Origin of the sequence: Aeromonas sp. R3-1 (assembly GCF_040908345.1) — a bacterium.
Taxonomy (GTDB): Bacteria; Pseudomonadota; Gammaproteobacteria; order Enterobacterales; family Aeromonadaceae; genus Aeromonas; species Aeromonas veronii.
In genome coordinates, this window is sequence record NZ_JBFODN010000189.1 from 1 (window position 1) to 15,655 (window position 15,655).

Below are 15,655 nucleotides of genomic sequence, written 5' to 3' on the forward strand. Positions count from 1 at the left end.
CTACTACTGGATCACCGGTCGGGTGGATGATGTACTGAACGTCTCCGGCCACCGCATGGGTACCGCCGAAATTGAATCGGCGCTGGTGGCCCATCCCAAGATCGCTGAAGCCGCGGTGGTGGGGGTTCCTCACGAGATCAAGGGTCAGGGTATCTATGCCTATGTCACCCTGATCGCCGGGGAAGAGCCGAGCCGCGAGCTGCACAAAGAGGTGAAGGAGTGGGTGCGCAAGGAGATTGGCGCCATCGCTACGCCGGACGTGATCCACTGGGCGGAGGGGCTGCCGAAGACCCGTTCCGGCAAGATCATGCGCCGCATCTTGCGCAAGATCGCCACCGGCGAGACCGACAGCCTGGGGGATATCTCCACCCTGGCGGATCCGGGGGTAGTAGACAAACTCATCCGCGAGAAGTCGGAAGCAGCCTGATCCCGCTTCGTTTGTTGCTCAACAAAGCCGGCCCTGTGCCGGCTTTGTCGTTTCTTATCTGCCAGCAAACAGCAAGGTGGCAGCGACGAAGTATCGCAGGTCGAAACGTGCAATAAATAGCCAGATGTAGAGATTAGACCAGTAAAATGCTGCTAATTTTCACGAAATCAATATAATTGCGAAATCTGTGTGCCAGGGCACACCGATTTGCGCAGAAAATGGCTAGATTTCTGGTAGTCCACAAGATAGCTGATAGATAGCAGCATTATCATCGAGGATGTACTCAATATGTCGCAAAATCACCGAATTCTCCTGCTCAACGGACCAAACCTGAATCTGCTGGGCAAACGGGAACCGGGTATCTACGGCAGCAAGACGCTTGATGAGATCGTCGCCGATCTGAAGCTTAACGCCAGCGAACTCGGTGTCACTCTGGAACATCTGCAATCCAATGCCGAACATGAGTTGGTCGGCCGCATCCATCAGGCCATGGGCCAGGTGGATTTTATCATCATCAATCCAGCCGCCTTCACCCACACCAGCGTCGCCATTCGCGATGCGCTGCTGGGTGTCGCCATCCCTTTTATCGAGGTTCACCTGTCAAACGTCCATGCCAGGGAGCCGTTCCGTCATCACTCCTATCTGTCTGATGTCGCCAAAGGGGTCATTTGTGGTCTGGGGGCCGATGGCTACCAATTCGCTTTAACCGCGGCCGTGCACCATCTGCGCGCGGCTTGATAATCACTGATCAGATAAAGAAGAAAGAGAATGCTAATGGATATCCGCAAAATCAAGAAGCTGATTGAACTGGTTGAAGAGTCCGGCATCGCCGAACTGGAGATCTCCGAAGGTGAAGAGTCCGTTCGCATCAGCCGCAACTTCTCCGGTCAGGTGACCACCGCCATGCCGCAGATGATGATGCAGCAAGCCGCTCCGGTTGCCGCACCTGCCGCTGCCGCCCCGGTTGCCGCCGCACCAGCCGCAGATGCCGCCCCGAGCGGTCACCTGATGCGCTCCCCGATGGTTGGCTCCTTCTACCGCTCCTCCAGCCCGGATGCCAAGCCGTTCGCGGAAGTGGGTCAGCAAGTCAATGTCGGCGACACCCTGTGCATCGTCGAAGCCATGAAAATGATGAACCAAATCGAGTCTGACAAGGCCGGTGTGATCAAAGCGATCCTGGTTGAAAATGGTCAGGCCGTCGAATTTGACGAGCCGCTGTTCATCATCGAATAAGGGAAATCGCCACCCATGTTGGACAAAGTAGTCATCGCCAACCGCGGTGAAATTGCCCTGCGGATCCTGCGCGCCTGTAAAGAGCTCGGGATCAAGACAGTGGCCGTTCACTCCACCGCCGACCGGGAGCTCAAACATGTGCTGCTGGCCGACGAATCCATCTGTATCGGCAGACCGGCCAGTACTGAATCCTACCTCAACGTCCCGGCCATCATCGCCGCCGCCGAGGTAACCGGTGCCGTGGCCATCCACCCGGGTTACGGCTTCCTCTCCGAGAACGCCGATTTCGCCGAAGTGGTCGAAAAATCCGGCTTCATCTTCATCGGCCCGCGCGCCGAGACCATTCGCCTGATGGGTGACAAGGTCTCCGCCATCGAAGCGATGAAGAAAGCGGGCGTACCGTGTGTACCGGGCTCTGACGGTCCCGTCGACAACGACGCCAAGCACAACGCTGCCATTGCCAAGCGCATCGGCTATCCGGTGATCATCAAGGCCGCCGGTGGCGGTGGTGGTCGCGGTATGCGCGTGGTGCGCAATGAAGCGGAACTGGCGGGCGCCATCGCGCTGACCAAATCCGAAGCAGGCCAGTTCTTCAAGAACGACATGGTCTACATGGAGAAGTACCTGGAAAACCCGCGCCACATCGAAATTCAGGTGTTGGCAGACGGCCAGGGCAACGCCCTCTATCTGGGCGAGCGTGACTGCTCCATGCAGCGTCGCCACCAGAAAGTGGTGGAAGAGGCGCCGGCGCCCGGCATCACTGCCGAAATGCGCAAGTTCATCGGTGAGCGCTGCGTGCGCGCCTGTATCGAGATCGGTTACCGCGGTGCGGGTACTTTCGAGTTCCTGTACGAGAACGGCGAGTTCTATTTCATCGAAATGAACACCCGTATTCAGGTTGAGCATCCGGTCACCGAGATGGTCACCGGTATCGATCTGATCAAGGAGCAGCTGCGCATCGCCGCCGGTCAGCCCCTGTCGATCACCCAACAGGATATCCGCATCCGTGGCCATGCCATCGAGTGCCGGATCAACGCCGAAGATCCGGCCACCTTCATGCCCTCTCCGGGTCTGGTGCAGCGCTTCCACGCGCCGGGTGGTCTGGGCGTGCGTTGGGACTCCCACATCTATGCCGGTTACAAGGTACCGCCCCACTACGATTCGATGATCGGCAAGCTGATCTGCTACGGCGAGAATCGTGACATTGCCATCGCCCGCATGCGCCATGCGCTGGACGAGCTGGTGGTGGAAGGGATCAAGACCAACGTACCGTTGCAAAAAGAGATCATGAAAGACGAAAACTTCCAGCACGGTGGCACCAATATCCACTACCTGCACAAGAAGTTAGGTCTGTAAGGATCGCTGATAGAGACCGGACTTCCGGTGGAAGTCTGCTCCGCAAGGAGCCTCTGCTGAAAAAGGGCCATGGCGACATGGCCCTTTTTTGTTATCCTTGCGCCCCTCAAATTTGTCGGAGGCCAAGGTGAACCGTTTTGCTCTCGCCCGCCGGGAAGCAGCTTTCTGCCTGCTGCTGACCCTGCTCTACTTCTTTGCCTGGTATGGCACCGCCTATTTTATCCCGCTCCAGCTGGAGTTGTGGGGGCTGCCGTTGTGGTTCCTGCTCAGCTGCATGGTGATGCCGCTGCTGTTCATTCTGCTCTGCGCCCTGATGGTGAACCGGCTGTTTGTGGAGATCCCCCTCGATACCCACTCCCCTTCCGGCAAGGAGTCATCCCATGAATCTTGAGTTGATGCTGCCGCTCGTCATCTATCTGGTGCTGGTGCTGGGGGTGGGTTTCTGGGCCAGCCGCCATCGCGCAGAAGGCAACTTCGTGCAGGAGTACTTCATCGGCAACCGCAGCATGGGCGGGCTGGTGCTGGCGATGACGCTAGTGGCTACCTACACCTCGGCCTCCTCCTTTATCGGTGGGCCGGGCGCGGCCTACAAGATCGGTCTGGGCTGGGTGTTGCTGGCGATGATCCAGCTGCCCACCGTCTGGCTCACTCTGGGGGTGCTTGGCAAGAAGTTCGCCATCATCGCCCGCCGGGTCAATGCGGTGACCATCAACGACATGCTGTGGGCCCGCTACCAGAGCAAGGCGGTGGTGATCCTCGGCTCCATTACTATCATCCTCGCCTTTATCGCAACCATGGTGGTGCAGTTTATCGGCGGCGCTCGCCTGCTGGAGACCGCCACCGGCCTCTCCTACCAGCAGGGGTTGATGCTGTTTGCCAGCTGTGTGCTGCTCTACACCATCATCGGCGGCTTTCGCGCGGTGGTGATGACCGATGCCCTGCAAGGGATCATCATGCTGATCGGCACCGGCGCCTTGCTGGCGGGAATTCTGATTGCCGGTGACGGCCTGCCGAACCTCATCCACCAGCTCAGGGAGATCGATCCCAAACTGGTAAGCCCGCAAGGGGCTGGCGACATGCTGACCCAGCCCTTTATGCTGAGCTTCTGGATCCTGGTCTGTGTCGGGGTGGTGGGGCTGCCCCACTCGGCGCTGCGCTGCTTTGGCTATCGCGACAGCAAGGCGCTCCATCGCGGCATTCTGATCGGCACAGTAGTCAGCGCCCTGCTGATGTTCGGCATGCATCTGGCGGGCGCCCTTGGCCGCGCCATCCTGCCGGGCATGGACAGCCCGGACAAGATCATGCCCTCCCTGATGATGGAAGTGCTGCCCCCCTGGCTGGCCGGGGTCTTTCTGGCAGCGCCGATGGCGGCCATCATGTCCACCATCGACTCCCAGCTGATCCAGGCTTCCGCCACTCTGGTGAAGGATCTCTACCTCAACTATCTGAGTCCAAAGCAGGAGAAGCTGGAGGTGCGCATCCCCCGCCTCTCCCTGCTCTGCACCCTGATCCTCGGCACCCTGGTGCTGCTGGCGGCGCTGCAACCGCCCGAGATGATCATCTGGCTCAACCTGCTCGCCTTTGGCGGCCTGCAGGCGGTGTTCCTCTGGCCGCTGGTGCTCGGCCTCTACTGGTCGCGGGCCAACGGCCCGGGCGCACTGGCCAGCATGGTCAGCGGCATCGTCAGCTATGGGGTACTCAGTCAGTGGGGGATCAAGCTGGCTGGCCTGCACGCCATCGTGCCAAGCCTTACACTGGCGCTGGTGGTCTTTATCACGGTCAGCCTGCTGACGGCACCGCCATCGCGGGAAGTGCGCGAGCTTTTCGGGCAGAAATAATAAAAATATAAATTAGGGGTTCCAAAACTATCCCCAAATAGGTGTTTTCCGGTTAAACTGTGCGCCAAGTCACAGAACGTAGCCGCTGTATGCCCGTTAAAGCCACTCGACAAGTCGTTACTCAAGCCCTGCAGCGGCTCGGTTATGCCCTGCTGCTGCCCGTCTCCATCCTGCCGATGGCGGCGTTGATCTACCGGCTTGGGCAACCCGACGTGCTCGATTTGGCGGTGCTCTCCCTCACCGGTCAGGCGATCTTCAGCCAGATGCCGCTTATCTATGCGGTGGCGATCGCCTTTGGCCTGAGTCGGCAAGAGCTGGGCGGACAGACGCTGGCGGGTGCGGTCAACTTCCTGCTGCTCAGCACCGCCTTCAATACGCTGGCCCCCAACCTGCACGCCGACATGATCTGCGGCCTGCTGGCGGGGCTCACCACCGCCATCATCTACCCCTGGGTACACCAGCAAACCCTGCCCCGCTGGCTGCAGATCGCCAAGGGGGAGTTTCCCAGCCTGCTGGTGTCGGCCTTGGCCTGCCTGCTGATCGCCATCCCCCTCTCGCTGCTGTGGCCGCCACTGGAGCGCGGGCTGACCCTGCTCACCTCCGAGCTGCTCACCACGCCGTTTGGCGCCTTCTGCTACGGCACCCTCAACCGACTGCTGATCCCGCTCGGGCTCCATCAGGTATTGGGCAGCGTCATCGGCCTTGGCGAGAGCAACCTGCAGGCGCTGGCCACCGCCCAACCCCTTCATGAAGGGTATGTGGCCGGTCTTTACCCCATCATCATGTTCGGCCTGCCGGGCGCCTGTTTTGCAATCTGGCTGCACCGCCAGCGGATGCAGCGGCTGCCACAGGGCGGGCTGCTGCTCACCCTGGCGCTCACCTCGGCACTGGTGGGGATCACAGAGCCTATCGAATTTCTGTTCGCCTTTACCGCCCCCTGGCTGTTTCTCGCCCACGCCCTGCTGACCGGACTGTCGCTCGCTGTCTGTAGCGGGCTGGGGATCAAGGTGGGCAGCTACTTCTCCGCCGGCCTGCTGGATCTGGTGCTGAGCTATCAGGCAGGGGAGCACAGCTTCTGGCTCATTCCGGTCGGTATCCTGTTCTTCGTTGCCTACACCCTGCTGTTCTATCAACTGCTGGAGCGCGCGCCCCTCAGCATGCCGAGCAAGCCCATCGCGGTGGAGCATCCGCGCCTTGCCAGCGTTGCCCCCTCAGACCCGCAGATGCTGGCGATCCAGTACCTCAAGGTGCTGGGTGGGATGGACAATCTGGTGGCGATGAGTGTCTGTATCACCCGCCTCAGCCTGCGGGTACGCGATATTTCACTGGTGGATGAATCCCGCCTGCTGGGCCTGGGCTGCCTCTCCTGGATCCAGCTCAACGACCACCAGCTGGTGCTGGTGCTGGGCCCCAGCGCCAGCCTGATTGAAGGGCAGATCCGCATGCTGGCGGAGCGCCAGTCGGTCCCGCTCGGCCTCAAACCAAATCAGGAGTCGGCCAGCCAGAGCAGCTGGTAACTCAGGCAAACGGCAACCGCTCGGCCAAGAAATCCATCAGGGTGCGCAGGGCGGGAGCCAGATGCTCCCGACTCGGATAGATAAGGTAAAACGGGTTGGCCGGAATGGGCTGATCCGGCAACACCTTCTGCAGCCGCCCCGCCGCCAAATCCCCTTCACAGACATGGTGGGGCAACAGGGCAATCCCCCCGTCATGAAGCGCCATCTCCCGCAGCGCCAGCAAGCTGTTGCTGACACAGGCCCCCTGCGGCCGCCAGCCACCCTCCTGCAATGGCCACACCGGCATGGCCGAGTGCACCAGACAGGCATAGCGGCCCAGCTCGCTCAGCTGTTGCGGCATGCCGTGGGCCGCCAGATAGGCAGGTGCGGCCACCAGATGGCGTGCCACCTCACCGATACGCCGACAGATGAGGCTGGAGTCTTTCAGCGGCGCCGCCCGCAGCGCCAGATCGTAACCCTCCCCCACCAGATCGAGCTGTTCGTCACTCAGGGTCAACTCCAGCACCACTTCGGGATAGAGAGCGCGAAACTCGGCGAGGATCCTGCCAAGCAGCAGGGTGCCGGTCGCCTCGGGGGCGGTGATCCGCACCCGCCCCGCCGGGGCCGAGCGCAGCCGTGCCATCGCCAGATTGGCGCTGCGGGCCAGTGCCAGTAGCCCCTGACAGTGCTCCACATAGAGCTCCCCCTGCGGGGTCAGGCTCAACCTGCGGGTGGTGCGCTGCAACAGCCGCACCCCGAGCTGGGATTCGAGCCGCGAGATCTTCTGGCTCACCGATGACTTGGGCATACCAAGCAGCTCGGCGGCCCGGGTAAAGCTTCCCTGCTCCACCACGGTGGCAAACAGTCCCATCAACTCCAGATCGACATTGTTCATATATTCAAACAGTCTTTACCGATTACCCATCTTAATCTTGATAATCAACCAGACTAGAGTGAGTGGCAATCCCGAACACAGCGATTTGAAAGGAAAAACCATGAAAGCCATTGCCCTGACTCACTATCTGCCAAGCGACCACCCCGACTGCTTCATCGCCGCCAACCTGCCCGATCCGGTTCCGGGCCCGCGGGATCTGCTGGTGCGGGTCACCGCCACCTCCGTCAATCCGGTAGATACCAAGGTGCGCTCCCCCAAGGCCAAAATTGAAAGCTCACCCCGGGTACTGGGTTGGGATGCGGTGGGGGAAGTGATCGCCACCGGCAGCGAAGTGACCCTGTTCAAGGCGGGCGACCGAGTCTGGTATGCCGGCGATATCAGCCGCCCGGGCAGCAACAGCGCCCTGCAACTGGTGGATGAGCGCATCGCCGCGATCGCCCCCACCAGCTTGAGCGATGTGGAGGCCGCCGCCCTGCCGCTGACCGCCATCACCGCCTGGGAGACCCTGTTCGAGCGCTTCGCTCTTACCCGCGAAAGCCGTGGCAAACTGCTGATCATCGGCGGCGCCGGTGGCGTGGGCTCCATCGCCATCCAGCTGGCCCGCCAGCTCACCGGTATGGAGGTGATTGCTACCGCTTCCCGCCCCGAGAGCCGCGAGTGGTGCCTCGAGATGGGGGCCCATCAGGTCGTGAACCACCACAAGTTGCAGGAGGAGCTGACCGCCCTTGGCATCACTCAGGTCGATGCCATCTTCTGCACCAACGCCACCGCCGAGCACTGGGCCACCATGGCAGGGCTGATCCGCCCGTTTGGCCATATCTGCACCATCGCCGAATCGAGCGAGCCGTGGGCTCTCTCTCTGCTCAAGAGCAAGAGCGTCACCTTCAGCCAGGAGTTCATGTTCACCCGCTCCCTGTTCCAGACGCCGGACATGATCGAGCAGCACCGCCTGCTCGGCCGGGTGGCGGCACTGGTCGATGAAGGAGTACTGCAGACCACTCTGACCAGAACCATCCCGTCACTGAACCCGGTCACGCTGGCTCAGGCCCATGCCGAGGTGGAAGCGGGACGCATGGTAGGCAAGCTGGTGATCGACATGTGCGGCTTTGCCAACTAAGCCCTCCAACGCACCATGATGGGATAAGTTCACCAAGGAGATGCCCCAAACGGGCACAATCAGCGGCACTCATGACAGCCTGTGGCAGGCCAACGTCCGACAATCAGCCAAAAAAGAGGCCATTTCGCGAGAAATGGCCTGAATACCTGAACATTGGGGTAACAATCACACACATATCCTTATGCAGGACATATTAGTCTTTGCATCTGGCGTGCCAACAGCAGCATGAATGCGCCAAAACGGCGTCAGCCCGTCCTTGAGCAAGGTGCCGACCTTGCTCTTTTTTTGTCTGGCAGACTGTTTACCAGGCAAACAAGTGCAGATAAAAAAATGCCACCCGAGGGTGGCAGTGAAAGATGACGGAACTTGAGCAAAGCGTTCAGCGAAAACCGGTCGTCTTCGCCTGCATAGAGCAATACAGGAACCGTGCCAATCCGGCAAAAGCCCCCGAATCCCTCCACGTCATGGGCAAACCACGACAGCACTGCCCCATGATGGTAGAATCTCGCGGTTTCACATTTATGAAGAGTCGACGCCATGCCCTGGATACAAATTCGAATCAACGCCACTGCCAAGACCGCAGACAAGGTGAGCAACATGCTGCTGGGGCGTGGAGCCCAGGCGGTGACCTTTATGGATGCCAAGGATGTGCCCGTCTATGAACCCATGCCCGGTGAAACCCCGCTCTGGGGCGAGACCGAAGTGATGGGTCTGTTCGATGCCGAAACCGATCCGGCCCCCACTATCGCCTTCTTCCAGCAGATCTTCGGCGAAAATATCGGCTACAAGGTCGAGCAACTGGAGGACAAGGACTGGGTGCGCGAGTGGATGGATCACTTCCACCCGATGCAGTTTGGCGAGCGCCTCTGGATCTGCCCGAGCTGGCGCGATGTGCCGAACCCCGATGCAGTCAACGTCATGCTGGATCCGGGTCTGGCCTTCGGTACCGGTACCCACCCCACCACCGCGCTTTGCCTGCAGTGGCTGGACGGCCTCGATCTGACCGGTAAAACCGTGGTCGACTTTGGTTGCGGCTCCGGCATTCTCGGCATCGCAGCCCTGAAACTGGGTGCCGCCCGCGTCATCGGCATCGACATCGACCCGCAAGCTATCCAGGCCAGCCGCGACAACGCCGCGCGCAATGGCGTCGCCGACCAGATTGAGCTCTATCTGCCGGCCGACCAGCCGCAAGATGTCGAAGCGGACGTGGTGGTCGCCAACATCCTGGCCGGCCCGCTGCGCGAACTGGCTCCACTTATCGCCGGCCACGGCAAGCCGGGCAGCCTGATGGCCCTCTCCGGCGTGCTGGAAAGCCAGGCCCCGGAGCTGGAAACCATCTACGGCCAGTGGTTCGAGATGGATCCGACAGCCGTCAAGGAGGAGTGGTGCCGCCTCTCCGGCCGCAAGCACGGCTAACTGCGGGCAGCAACTAAGGTTGCAAGCTATTGTCGCTATCAAACAAGAGCACCCGAGGGTGCTCTTGTTGTTTCTCCCTTTTCCCACTCTGGGGGACGGTTCACGCTTCTCTGGCCAATGAGGGATTAACATCGTTCTTCCACATCATTGAGGCCCTGCCATGAGCGAATACCAGAAGATGATCAGCAGCCAACCGTACAACTGCATGGCACCCGAGTTGGCCCAGCTGCGCCGGGAGGCGGCACGGCGCTATCGCCGTTTCAATCAGGCGGAAGATGAGGCTGAGCAGCGGGCACTACTGGCGGAGCTGATTGGCGAACTGGCAGAGAACGCCTTTATCTGCCCGCCCCTCTACTGTACCTATGGCCGCCACATCCACCTGGGCAAGGACTCCTACATCAATATGGGGGCGACCCTGCTGGACAATGCCCCCATCCACATCGGCGCCCATGTGATGATTGGACCAAACGTGCAGATCTATACCGCAGCCCATGCACTGGAGGCCGACGAACGGATTCAGGGAACAGAGACGGCGCTGCCGGTCACCATTGAAGATAAGGTCTGGATTGGGGGCGGTGCCATCTTGCTGCCCAGCGTCACCATAGGGCGGGAGGCGATCGTCGGCGCGGGTGCCGTAGTCACCAAAGATGTACCGGCCGGTGCTCGGGTAGTCGGCAACCCTGCCCGGATCCTGCCAGCCAAAAACAGGGCATAAGGCTGCCAACCGGGCTGCATCTTGATGCCGCCATCAGTTCACAACAGCCCCGACACCCCATAAAAAATAAAGCCCAATGTCACGAAGACGTTGGGCTGTTAAAAGGTGCTACGGAATTGCGACTCTCATCGCAGAAAAATTAGAAGGAGTGCCCTTCTAAACTGGCAGGGAGATATTAGCGAACACGCAAACGTTTTACATAGTAAAATACAACAGGATTGCGAGGTACATCGCACTATTTAAATAATTACCTGCTATGGCGCGCGAAGCCTCTTTGACCCATTTATTTTCCCCAATTTCTCTGGTTACTATTCACGGTTAAACAGAAAAGCCCCGATTTCTCGAGGCTTTGCTTCTCTCAACCGCAACGTGGCGAAAAGTCAGAAACGGCGGACAAACTCATCGAGCGGCAGCTCGCGCAGTTTGCGTGCTTCCAGCATGGGAGTACCGAGATAGAGGAAACCCACCAGCTGATCCTCTGCCGCCAGTCCCAATCCTTTGTTGATCTGCTCATCGAAGATAAACCAGCCGGAGCGCCAGATACCGTTGAAGCCCTGTGCCTGCGCTGCCATCTGCATCGCCATCAGGGCACAACCGGCAGAGAGCTCCTGCTCCAGTTTCGGCACCTTGGGGTGATCCTGATAACGGGTTGCCACCGCGATGACCAGCGGTGCCCGCAGCGGTGCCTCGCTGCACTTCTTGATGCTCTCTTCATCTTCACCGCGGGCACGGGCCGCCTCGGCCAGCAGTTTGCCCAGCCGCTCGCGCCCCTCCCCTTCGAACAGAATGAACTGCCAGGGAGTCAGGGTGCCGTGATCCGGCGCGCGCAAGCCCGCCTTGAGGATATTGTCGAGCACCTCACCGCTCGGAGCGGGATCGGCGAGACGGCCACAGGAGTGGCGATTGAGCAACAGGGTGAGGGCATCCATGGGCAATTCCTTCTCTGGGGCAATGATGGCGCTACCTTAGCACAGCGCCGAATGAAGAAAACCCCTGAGGCTCAGGGGTTTATCGCACAATAAAGGGCAAGAAGGCGCCGCTGGCTAGATGACGGCTGCCAGCTCGGCCCCTTGCCGGATGGCGCGTTTGGCATCCAGCTCGGCAGCCACGTCGGCTCCACCGATGATATGCACCGGCTTGCCTGCCGCCTGCAACCCGGCCTGTAGCTCTTTAAGGGGCTCCTGCCCGGCGCAGACGATCACCTGATCCACCGGCAGACACTGCTTGGTCTCGCCCACTTGAATATGCAAGCCCTCGTCATCGATCCCCAGATATTGGACCCCGGAGAGCATCTGCACCTTGCGGTTCTTGAGCACGGTACGGTGGATCCAGCCGGTGGTCTTGCCAAGGCCATCACCCACCTTGCTCTCCTTGCGCTGGAGCAGCCAGATCTGGCGCTCGGGGGCGTCGATTTCAGGAGCCGTGAGGCCACCGCGCTCGCCAAGCTGTTTGTCGATGCCCCACTCCTTGAGCCAGTGATCACGGTGCCCATCGGCATCCATCTCCACCTTCTTCTCTACCAGATACTCAGCCACATCGAAACCGATGCCGCCGGCACCGATCACCGCCACCTTCTGGCCGACCGGCTTGTGATCCCGCAATACATCGAGGTAGTTCAATACCTTGGGATGCTCGATCCCCGGGATATTGGGGGTGCGCGGACGGATACCGGTAGCAAGGATCACCTCGTCAAAACCGCCGCCGAGTAGGCTCTCGGCACTCTGGCGCTGACCAAGGTAAAGCTCGACACCGCACTTCTCCAGCCGTTTGGCGAAATAGCGCAGAGTCTCGTGAAACTCCTCCTTACCCGGGATCTGCTTGGCGAAGTTGAACTGGCCGCCGATTTCGCTGGCCTGATCGAACAGGCTCACCTGATGACCGCGCTCGGCAGCGTAGCAGGCAAACGCCAGCCCGGCGGGGCCCGCCCCCACCACCGCCAGCTTTTTGGGCTGGGGCACGCGGCCAAAGGTCAGCTCGGTCTCGAAACAGGCGCGGGGATTGACCAGACAGGAGGCGCGCTTCTGCTTGAACACATGGTCGAGGCAGGCTTGATTGCAGGCGATGCAGGTGTTGATCTCGTCCGCCCGATTCTCGGCCGCCTTGATGACAAATTCGGGATCAGCCAGGAAGGGGCGCGCCATGGAAACCATATCCGCCTCGCCGCCCGCCAGAATCCGCTCGGCCACCTCCGGGGTGTTGATACGGTTGGTGGTAATGAGGGGCACCTTGAGGTGTTTTTTCAGCTCGGCGGTCACCCAGCTAAAGGCGCCGCGCGGCACGCTGGTGGCGATGGTGGGAATACGCGCTTCGTGCCAACCGATGCCGGTGTTGATCAGGGTCACCCCCACCGCTTCCAGCGCTTTGCCAAGGGCGATTACCTCTTCCAGGGTCGAGCCCTGCTCCACCAGATCCAGCATGGAGAGGCGGAAGATAATGATGAAGTCGGTGCCGACCCGCTCGCGAATGGCGCGGACAATCTCCACCGGGAAGCGCATCCGGTTTTCGCTGCTGCCGCCCCAGCCGTCGGTACGTTTGTTGGTGCGCTCGCAGATGAACTGGTTGATGAGATAGCCTTCCGAGCCCATCACCTCGACGCCGTCATAACCGGCCGCCTTGGCCAGCGCTGCTGTAGCCGCGAAGTCGCGAATGGTGCCGCGGATCTGCCGTTCGCTCATGGCGCGCGGTTTGAATGGGGAGATGGGAGCCTTGAGGGCGCTCGGCGCCAGACTGAACGGATGATAGGCGTAACGACCGGCATGGAGGATCTGCAGCGCTATCTTGCCTCCCTCCTGATGCACGGCGCTGGTCACCTTCTTGTGCTTGCTCACCTGCCAAGGAAAGCTCAGCTGAGAGCCGTGAGGCACCAGCCGACCGCGCAGATTGGGGGCAATGCCGCCGGTGACGATAAGGCCAACGCCACCACGGGCGCGCTCGGCATAAAAGGCGGCCAGCTTGTCAAAACCGCCCTTCTCCTCTTCGAGGCCGGTATGCATGGAGCCCATCAACACGCGGTTGCGCAGCTGGGTAAAACCAAGGTCGAGCGGGGTCAGCAGGGTCGGATAGCGGCTCACGATGCCTCCAGTTAATTTTTTGTTATCAAACTGAGGCTAGAGTAAAGAATCGAAAATTCTTTTTCAAACAAATGTTTGGACAAATTTTCAGCGAACAACCGTGCCCTGAACGAAGATAGACGGGATCCGCCAGTCGGAAATGGCAATTTCGCCCGCAACTGGTTAATAATGGCTCTTCTCTACCCATTAACAGGGCGATAACGCGACTATGTCTATTTTCAAAGGTCTGGGTTGGTTGTTCCGCAGCCTGTGGCGCCTGCTCAATTTCACCCGGCTGATGCTGGTCAATCTGTTGTTTCTCATCGTAGTGCTGGTCATCGTCTTCAGCGTCAGCCAGAAAGAGGCTCCCAAGGCGCCCATCGAAGGCGCGCTGACCCTCAATCTCAACGGCGTGCTGGTGGAGCAACGCTCCCAGACAGATCCCACCGTACAACTGCTGCGCCAGATGGACAGCAGCGACGAGCAGCCGAGCGAGATCGTTCTCTCCGACCTGCTGTGGGCCATCAAGAGTGCCAAGGATGACGAGCGCATCAAGGCTCTGGTGATCAAGCCGCAAGGGCTGCAGGGAGCCAACTTCACCAAACTGCAGGAGGTGGCGAGCGCCATCGACTCCTTCCGGGAGAGCGGCAAACCGGTGATCGCCATGGCTGACTTCTACACTCAGGGGCAATACCTGCTGGCGGCCCACGCCGATCACGTGCTGCTCAACCAGAGCGGCGCCGTGGTGATCGAGGGGCTTGGCGTCTACCAGACCTACTTCAAGTCGGCGCTGGAGAAGCTCAATATCACCCCGCACGTGTTCAAGGTCGGTACCTACAAATCCTTCGTCGAACCCTATACCCGCGACGAGATGTCCCCCGAGAGCAAAGAGGCGAACCAGCGCTGGCTGGATCAGCTGTGGCAATCCTATGTGGCTGATGTCGCCGAGCAGCGGGAGATCGAACCCGATGCGGTCGCACCGGGCAAGGAGCGCTTCCTCGAGCTGCTGCGCAAGGCCGGTGGCAATGCCGCCAACTACGCCCTCGACAACGGTCTGGTGGATCAGCTGGCCACCCGCGACGAGATGACCCAGGCGGTCATTAAAGAGGTGGGTGAAGCGGACGACCACGGCTGGAAAGGGGTCGGCCTGAAAGAGTATCTGGCTGCCATTCCGGAACAATATCCCCAGAGCGGCAAGGATGAGGTGGGTCTGGTGGTCGCCAGCGGCGCCATCATGGATGGCGTCCAGCCTGCCGGAACCATCGGCGGCGACAGCCTCTCCGACCTGCTGGCCGATGCCCGCCGCGATGACAAGGTCAAAGCCGTGGTCCTGCGGGTCGACAGCCCGGGCGGCAGCGCTTTCGCCGCCGAGCAGATCCGCGCCGAGCTGCTGGCCCTGAAACAGGCAGGCAAGCCGGTAGTGGTCTCCATGGGCAGCTATGCCGCCTCCGGTGGCTACTGGATCTCCGCCGATGCGGACAAGATCTTCGCCTCCCCGACCACCCTCACCGGCTCCATCGGGGTATTCGGCATGTTCGCCACCATCGACAAGGCGTTGGCCCAGTTCGGCGTGCATACCGACGGGGTTGGCACCACAGATTACGTCGGCGTCGGCCCGACCCGCGCCCTACCGGATCACGTCGGTCAGGCAATCCAGCTGAGCGTGGAAGATACCTACCAGCGCTTCATCGGTCTGGTCAGCAAGGGTCGTGGTCTGAGCCCGGAAGAGGCAGAGAAAGCGGCCGAAGGCCGGGTCTGGACCGGCGAAGATGCCAAGGCCCTGGGGCTGGTGGACGAGTTCGGCAATCTGGATGACGCCATCAAGGCCGCCGCCGAACTGGCCAACCTCAAGGAGTGGCAGGTCACCCCCATCGAGCAGGAGGAGTCCACCAAGGACAAGTTCCTGCGCCAGCTGTTTGACAGCAGTGCCCAAGTGCTGGCCCCCCAGTTGCAAAGCTGGCTGCCAGCTGGATTTGGCAAGGCATTGGTGGAAGTGAACCGCAGTCTCGACCCGCTCACCCGCTTCAACGATCCGCAAGGCACCTACGCCTTCTGTCCGGTCTGCGTGCAGTAAGCAAGCGGCGAATGCCCCATAAAAAACGGCGACCATCT

13 protein-coding genes and 1 pseudogene are annotated in these 15,655 nt (G+C 60.6%); 11 read left to right on the forward strand and 3 right to left on the reverse strand.

The annotated features are described in order from the left end of the window. From AB5Y85_RS11465 to AB5Y85_RS11495, 7 genes and pseudogenes are all read left to right on the forward strand, one after another. A pseudogene (locus AB5Y85_RS11465) lies at nucleotides 1–427 on the forward strand (acetyl-coenzyme A synthetase); the annotation flags it as partial. 288 nt (nucleotides 428–715) lie between these two features. Then, on the forward strand, nucleotides 716–1,165 hold the full coding sequence (aroQ, locus tag AB5Y85_RS11470) for a type II 3-dehydroquinate dehydratase (protein ID WP_005338907.1): 450 nt from the start codon (nucleotides 716–718) through the stop codon (nucleotides 1,163–1,165). A gap of 36 nt (nucleotides 1,166–1,201) precedes the next feature. Further along, entirely contained in the window at nucleotides 1,202–1,660 is a 459-nt protein-coding gene (gene accB, locus AB5Y85_RS11475; protein WP_005338908.1) for an acetyl-CoA carboxylase biotin carboxyl carrier protein, read from the forward strand. Between the two features lie 15 nt (nucleotides 1,661–1,675). Beyond that, nucleotides 1,676–3,016, forward strand: a complete 1,341-nt coding sequence (gene accC, locus AB5Y85_RS11480; RefSeq protein WP_005338910.1) for an acetyl-CoA carboxylase biotin carboxylase subunit — start codon at nucleotides 1,676–1,678, stop codon at nucleotides 3,014–3,016. A gap of 127 nt (nucleotides 3,017–3,143) precedes the next feature. Beyond that, nucleotides 3,144–3,407 carry a YhdT family protein gene (locus AB5Y85_RS11485; RefSeq protein ID WP_005338912.1) on the forward strand — a complete coding sequence of 88 codons (264 nt, stop codon included), beginning with the start codon at nucleotides 3,144–3,146 and terminating at the stop codon, nucleotides 3,405–3,407. After that, nucleotides 3,397–4,854 (forward strand): sodium/pantothenate symporter, encoded by a 1,458-nt coding sequence (gene panF / locus AB5Y85_RS11490; protein ID WP_101531276.1) that lies wholly within the window; start codon nucleotides 3,397–3,399, stop codon nucleotides 4,852–4,854. Before AB5Y85_RS11485 ends, panF begins: the two co-directional genes overlap by 11 nt. A gap of 89 nt (nucleotides 4,855–4,943) precedes the next feature. Next, nucleotides 4,944–6,371, forward strand: coding sequence for a PTS transporter subunit EIIC (locus tag AB5Y85_RS11495; protein ID WP_100654445.1), 1,428 nt, complete (start codon nucleotides 4,944–4,946; stop codon nucleotides 6,369–6,371). Nucleotide 6,372: 1 nt separating this feature from the next. Here the strand turns inward: AB5Y85_RS11495 and AB5Y85_RS11500 are convergent, their stop codons facing one another. Further along, nucleotides 6,373–7,245 carry a LysR family transcriptional regulator gene (locus tag AB5Y85_RS11500; RefSeq protein ID WP_240533712.1) on the reverse strand — a complete coding sequence of 291 codons (873 nt, stop codon included), beginning with the start codon at nucleotides 7,243–7,245 and terminating at the stop codon, nucleotides 6,373–6,375. Between the two features lie 100 nt (nucleotides 7,246–7,345). On the opposite strand from AB5Y85_RS11500, the gene AB5Y85_RS11505 reads away from it, so the two are divergent. From AB5Y85_RS11505 to AB5Y85_RS11515, 3 genes are all read left to right on the forward strand, one after another. Then, nucleotides 7,346–8,362, forward strand: coding sequence for a zinc-binding alcohol dehydrogenase family protein (locus AB5Y85_RS11505; RefSeq protein WP_101531278.1), 1,017 nt, complete (start codon nucleotides 7,346–7,348; stop codon nucleotides 8,360–8,362). A gap of 537 nt (nucleotides 8,363–8,899) precedes the next feature. Beyond that, a complete protein-coding gene (gene prmA / locus AB5Y85_RS11510) occupies nucleotides 8,900–9,778 on the forward strand; it encodes a 50S ribosomal protein L11 methyltransferase (protein WP_101531279.1) in 879 nt (292 codons plus the stop codon). A 160-nt stretch (nucleotides 9,779–9,938) separates the two neighbouring features. Then, entirely contained in the window at nucleotides 9,939–10,493 is a 555-nt protein-coding gene (locus AB5Y85_RS11515; protein WP_257687223.1) for a sugar O-acetyltransferase, read from the forward strand. A 380-nt stretch (nucleotides 10,494–10,873) separates the two neighbouring features. On the opposite strand, the gene AB5Y85_RS11520 is transcribed toward AB5Y85_RS11515, so the two are convergent. Next, a complete protein-coding gene (locus tag AB5Y85_RS11520; RefSeq protein ID WP_219264819.1) occupies nucleotides 10,874–11,422 on the reverse strand; it encodes an NAD(P)H nitroreductase in 549 nt (182 codons plus the stop codon). Nucleotides 11,423–11,536: 114 nt separating this feature from the next. Next, nucleotides 11,537–13,564, reverse strand: coding sequence for an NADPH-dependent 2,4-dienoyl-CoA reductase (locus tag AB5Y85_RS11525; protein ID WP_257687222.1), 2,028 nt, complete (start codon nucleotides 13,562–13,564; stop codon nucleotides 11,537–11,539). A 208-nt stretch (nucleotides 13,565–13,772) separates the two neighbouring features. On the opposite strand from AB5Y85_RS11525, the gene sppA reads away from it, so the two are divergent. Further along, nucleotides 13,773–15,617, forward strand: coding sequence for a signal peptide peptidase SppA (gene sppA, locus AB5Y85_RS11530; RefSeq protein ID WP_101531282.1), 1,845 nt, complete (start codon nucleotides 13,773–13,775; stop codon nucleotides 15,615–15,617). Nucleotides 15,618–15,655: the final 38 nt, after the last annotated feature.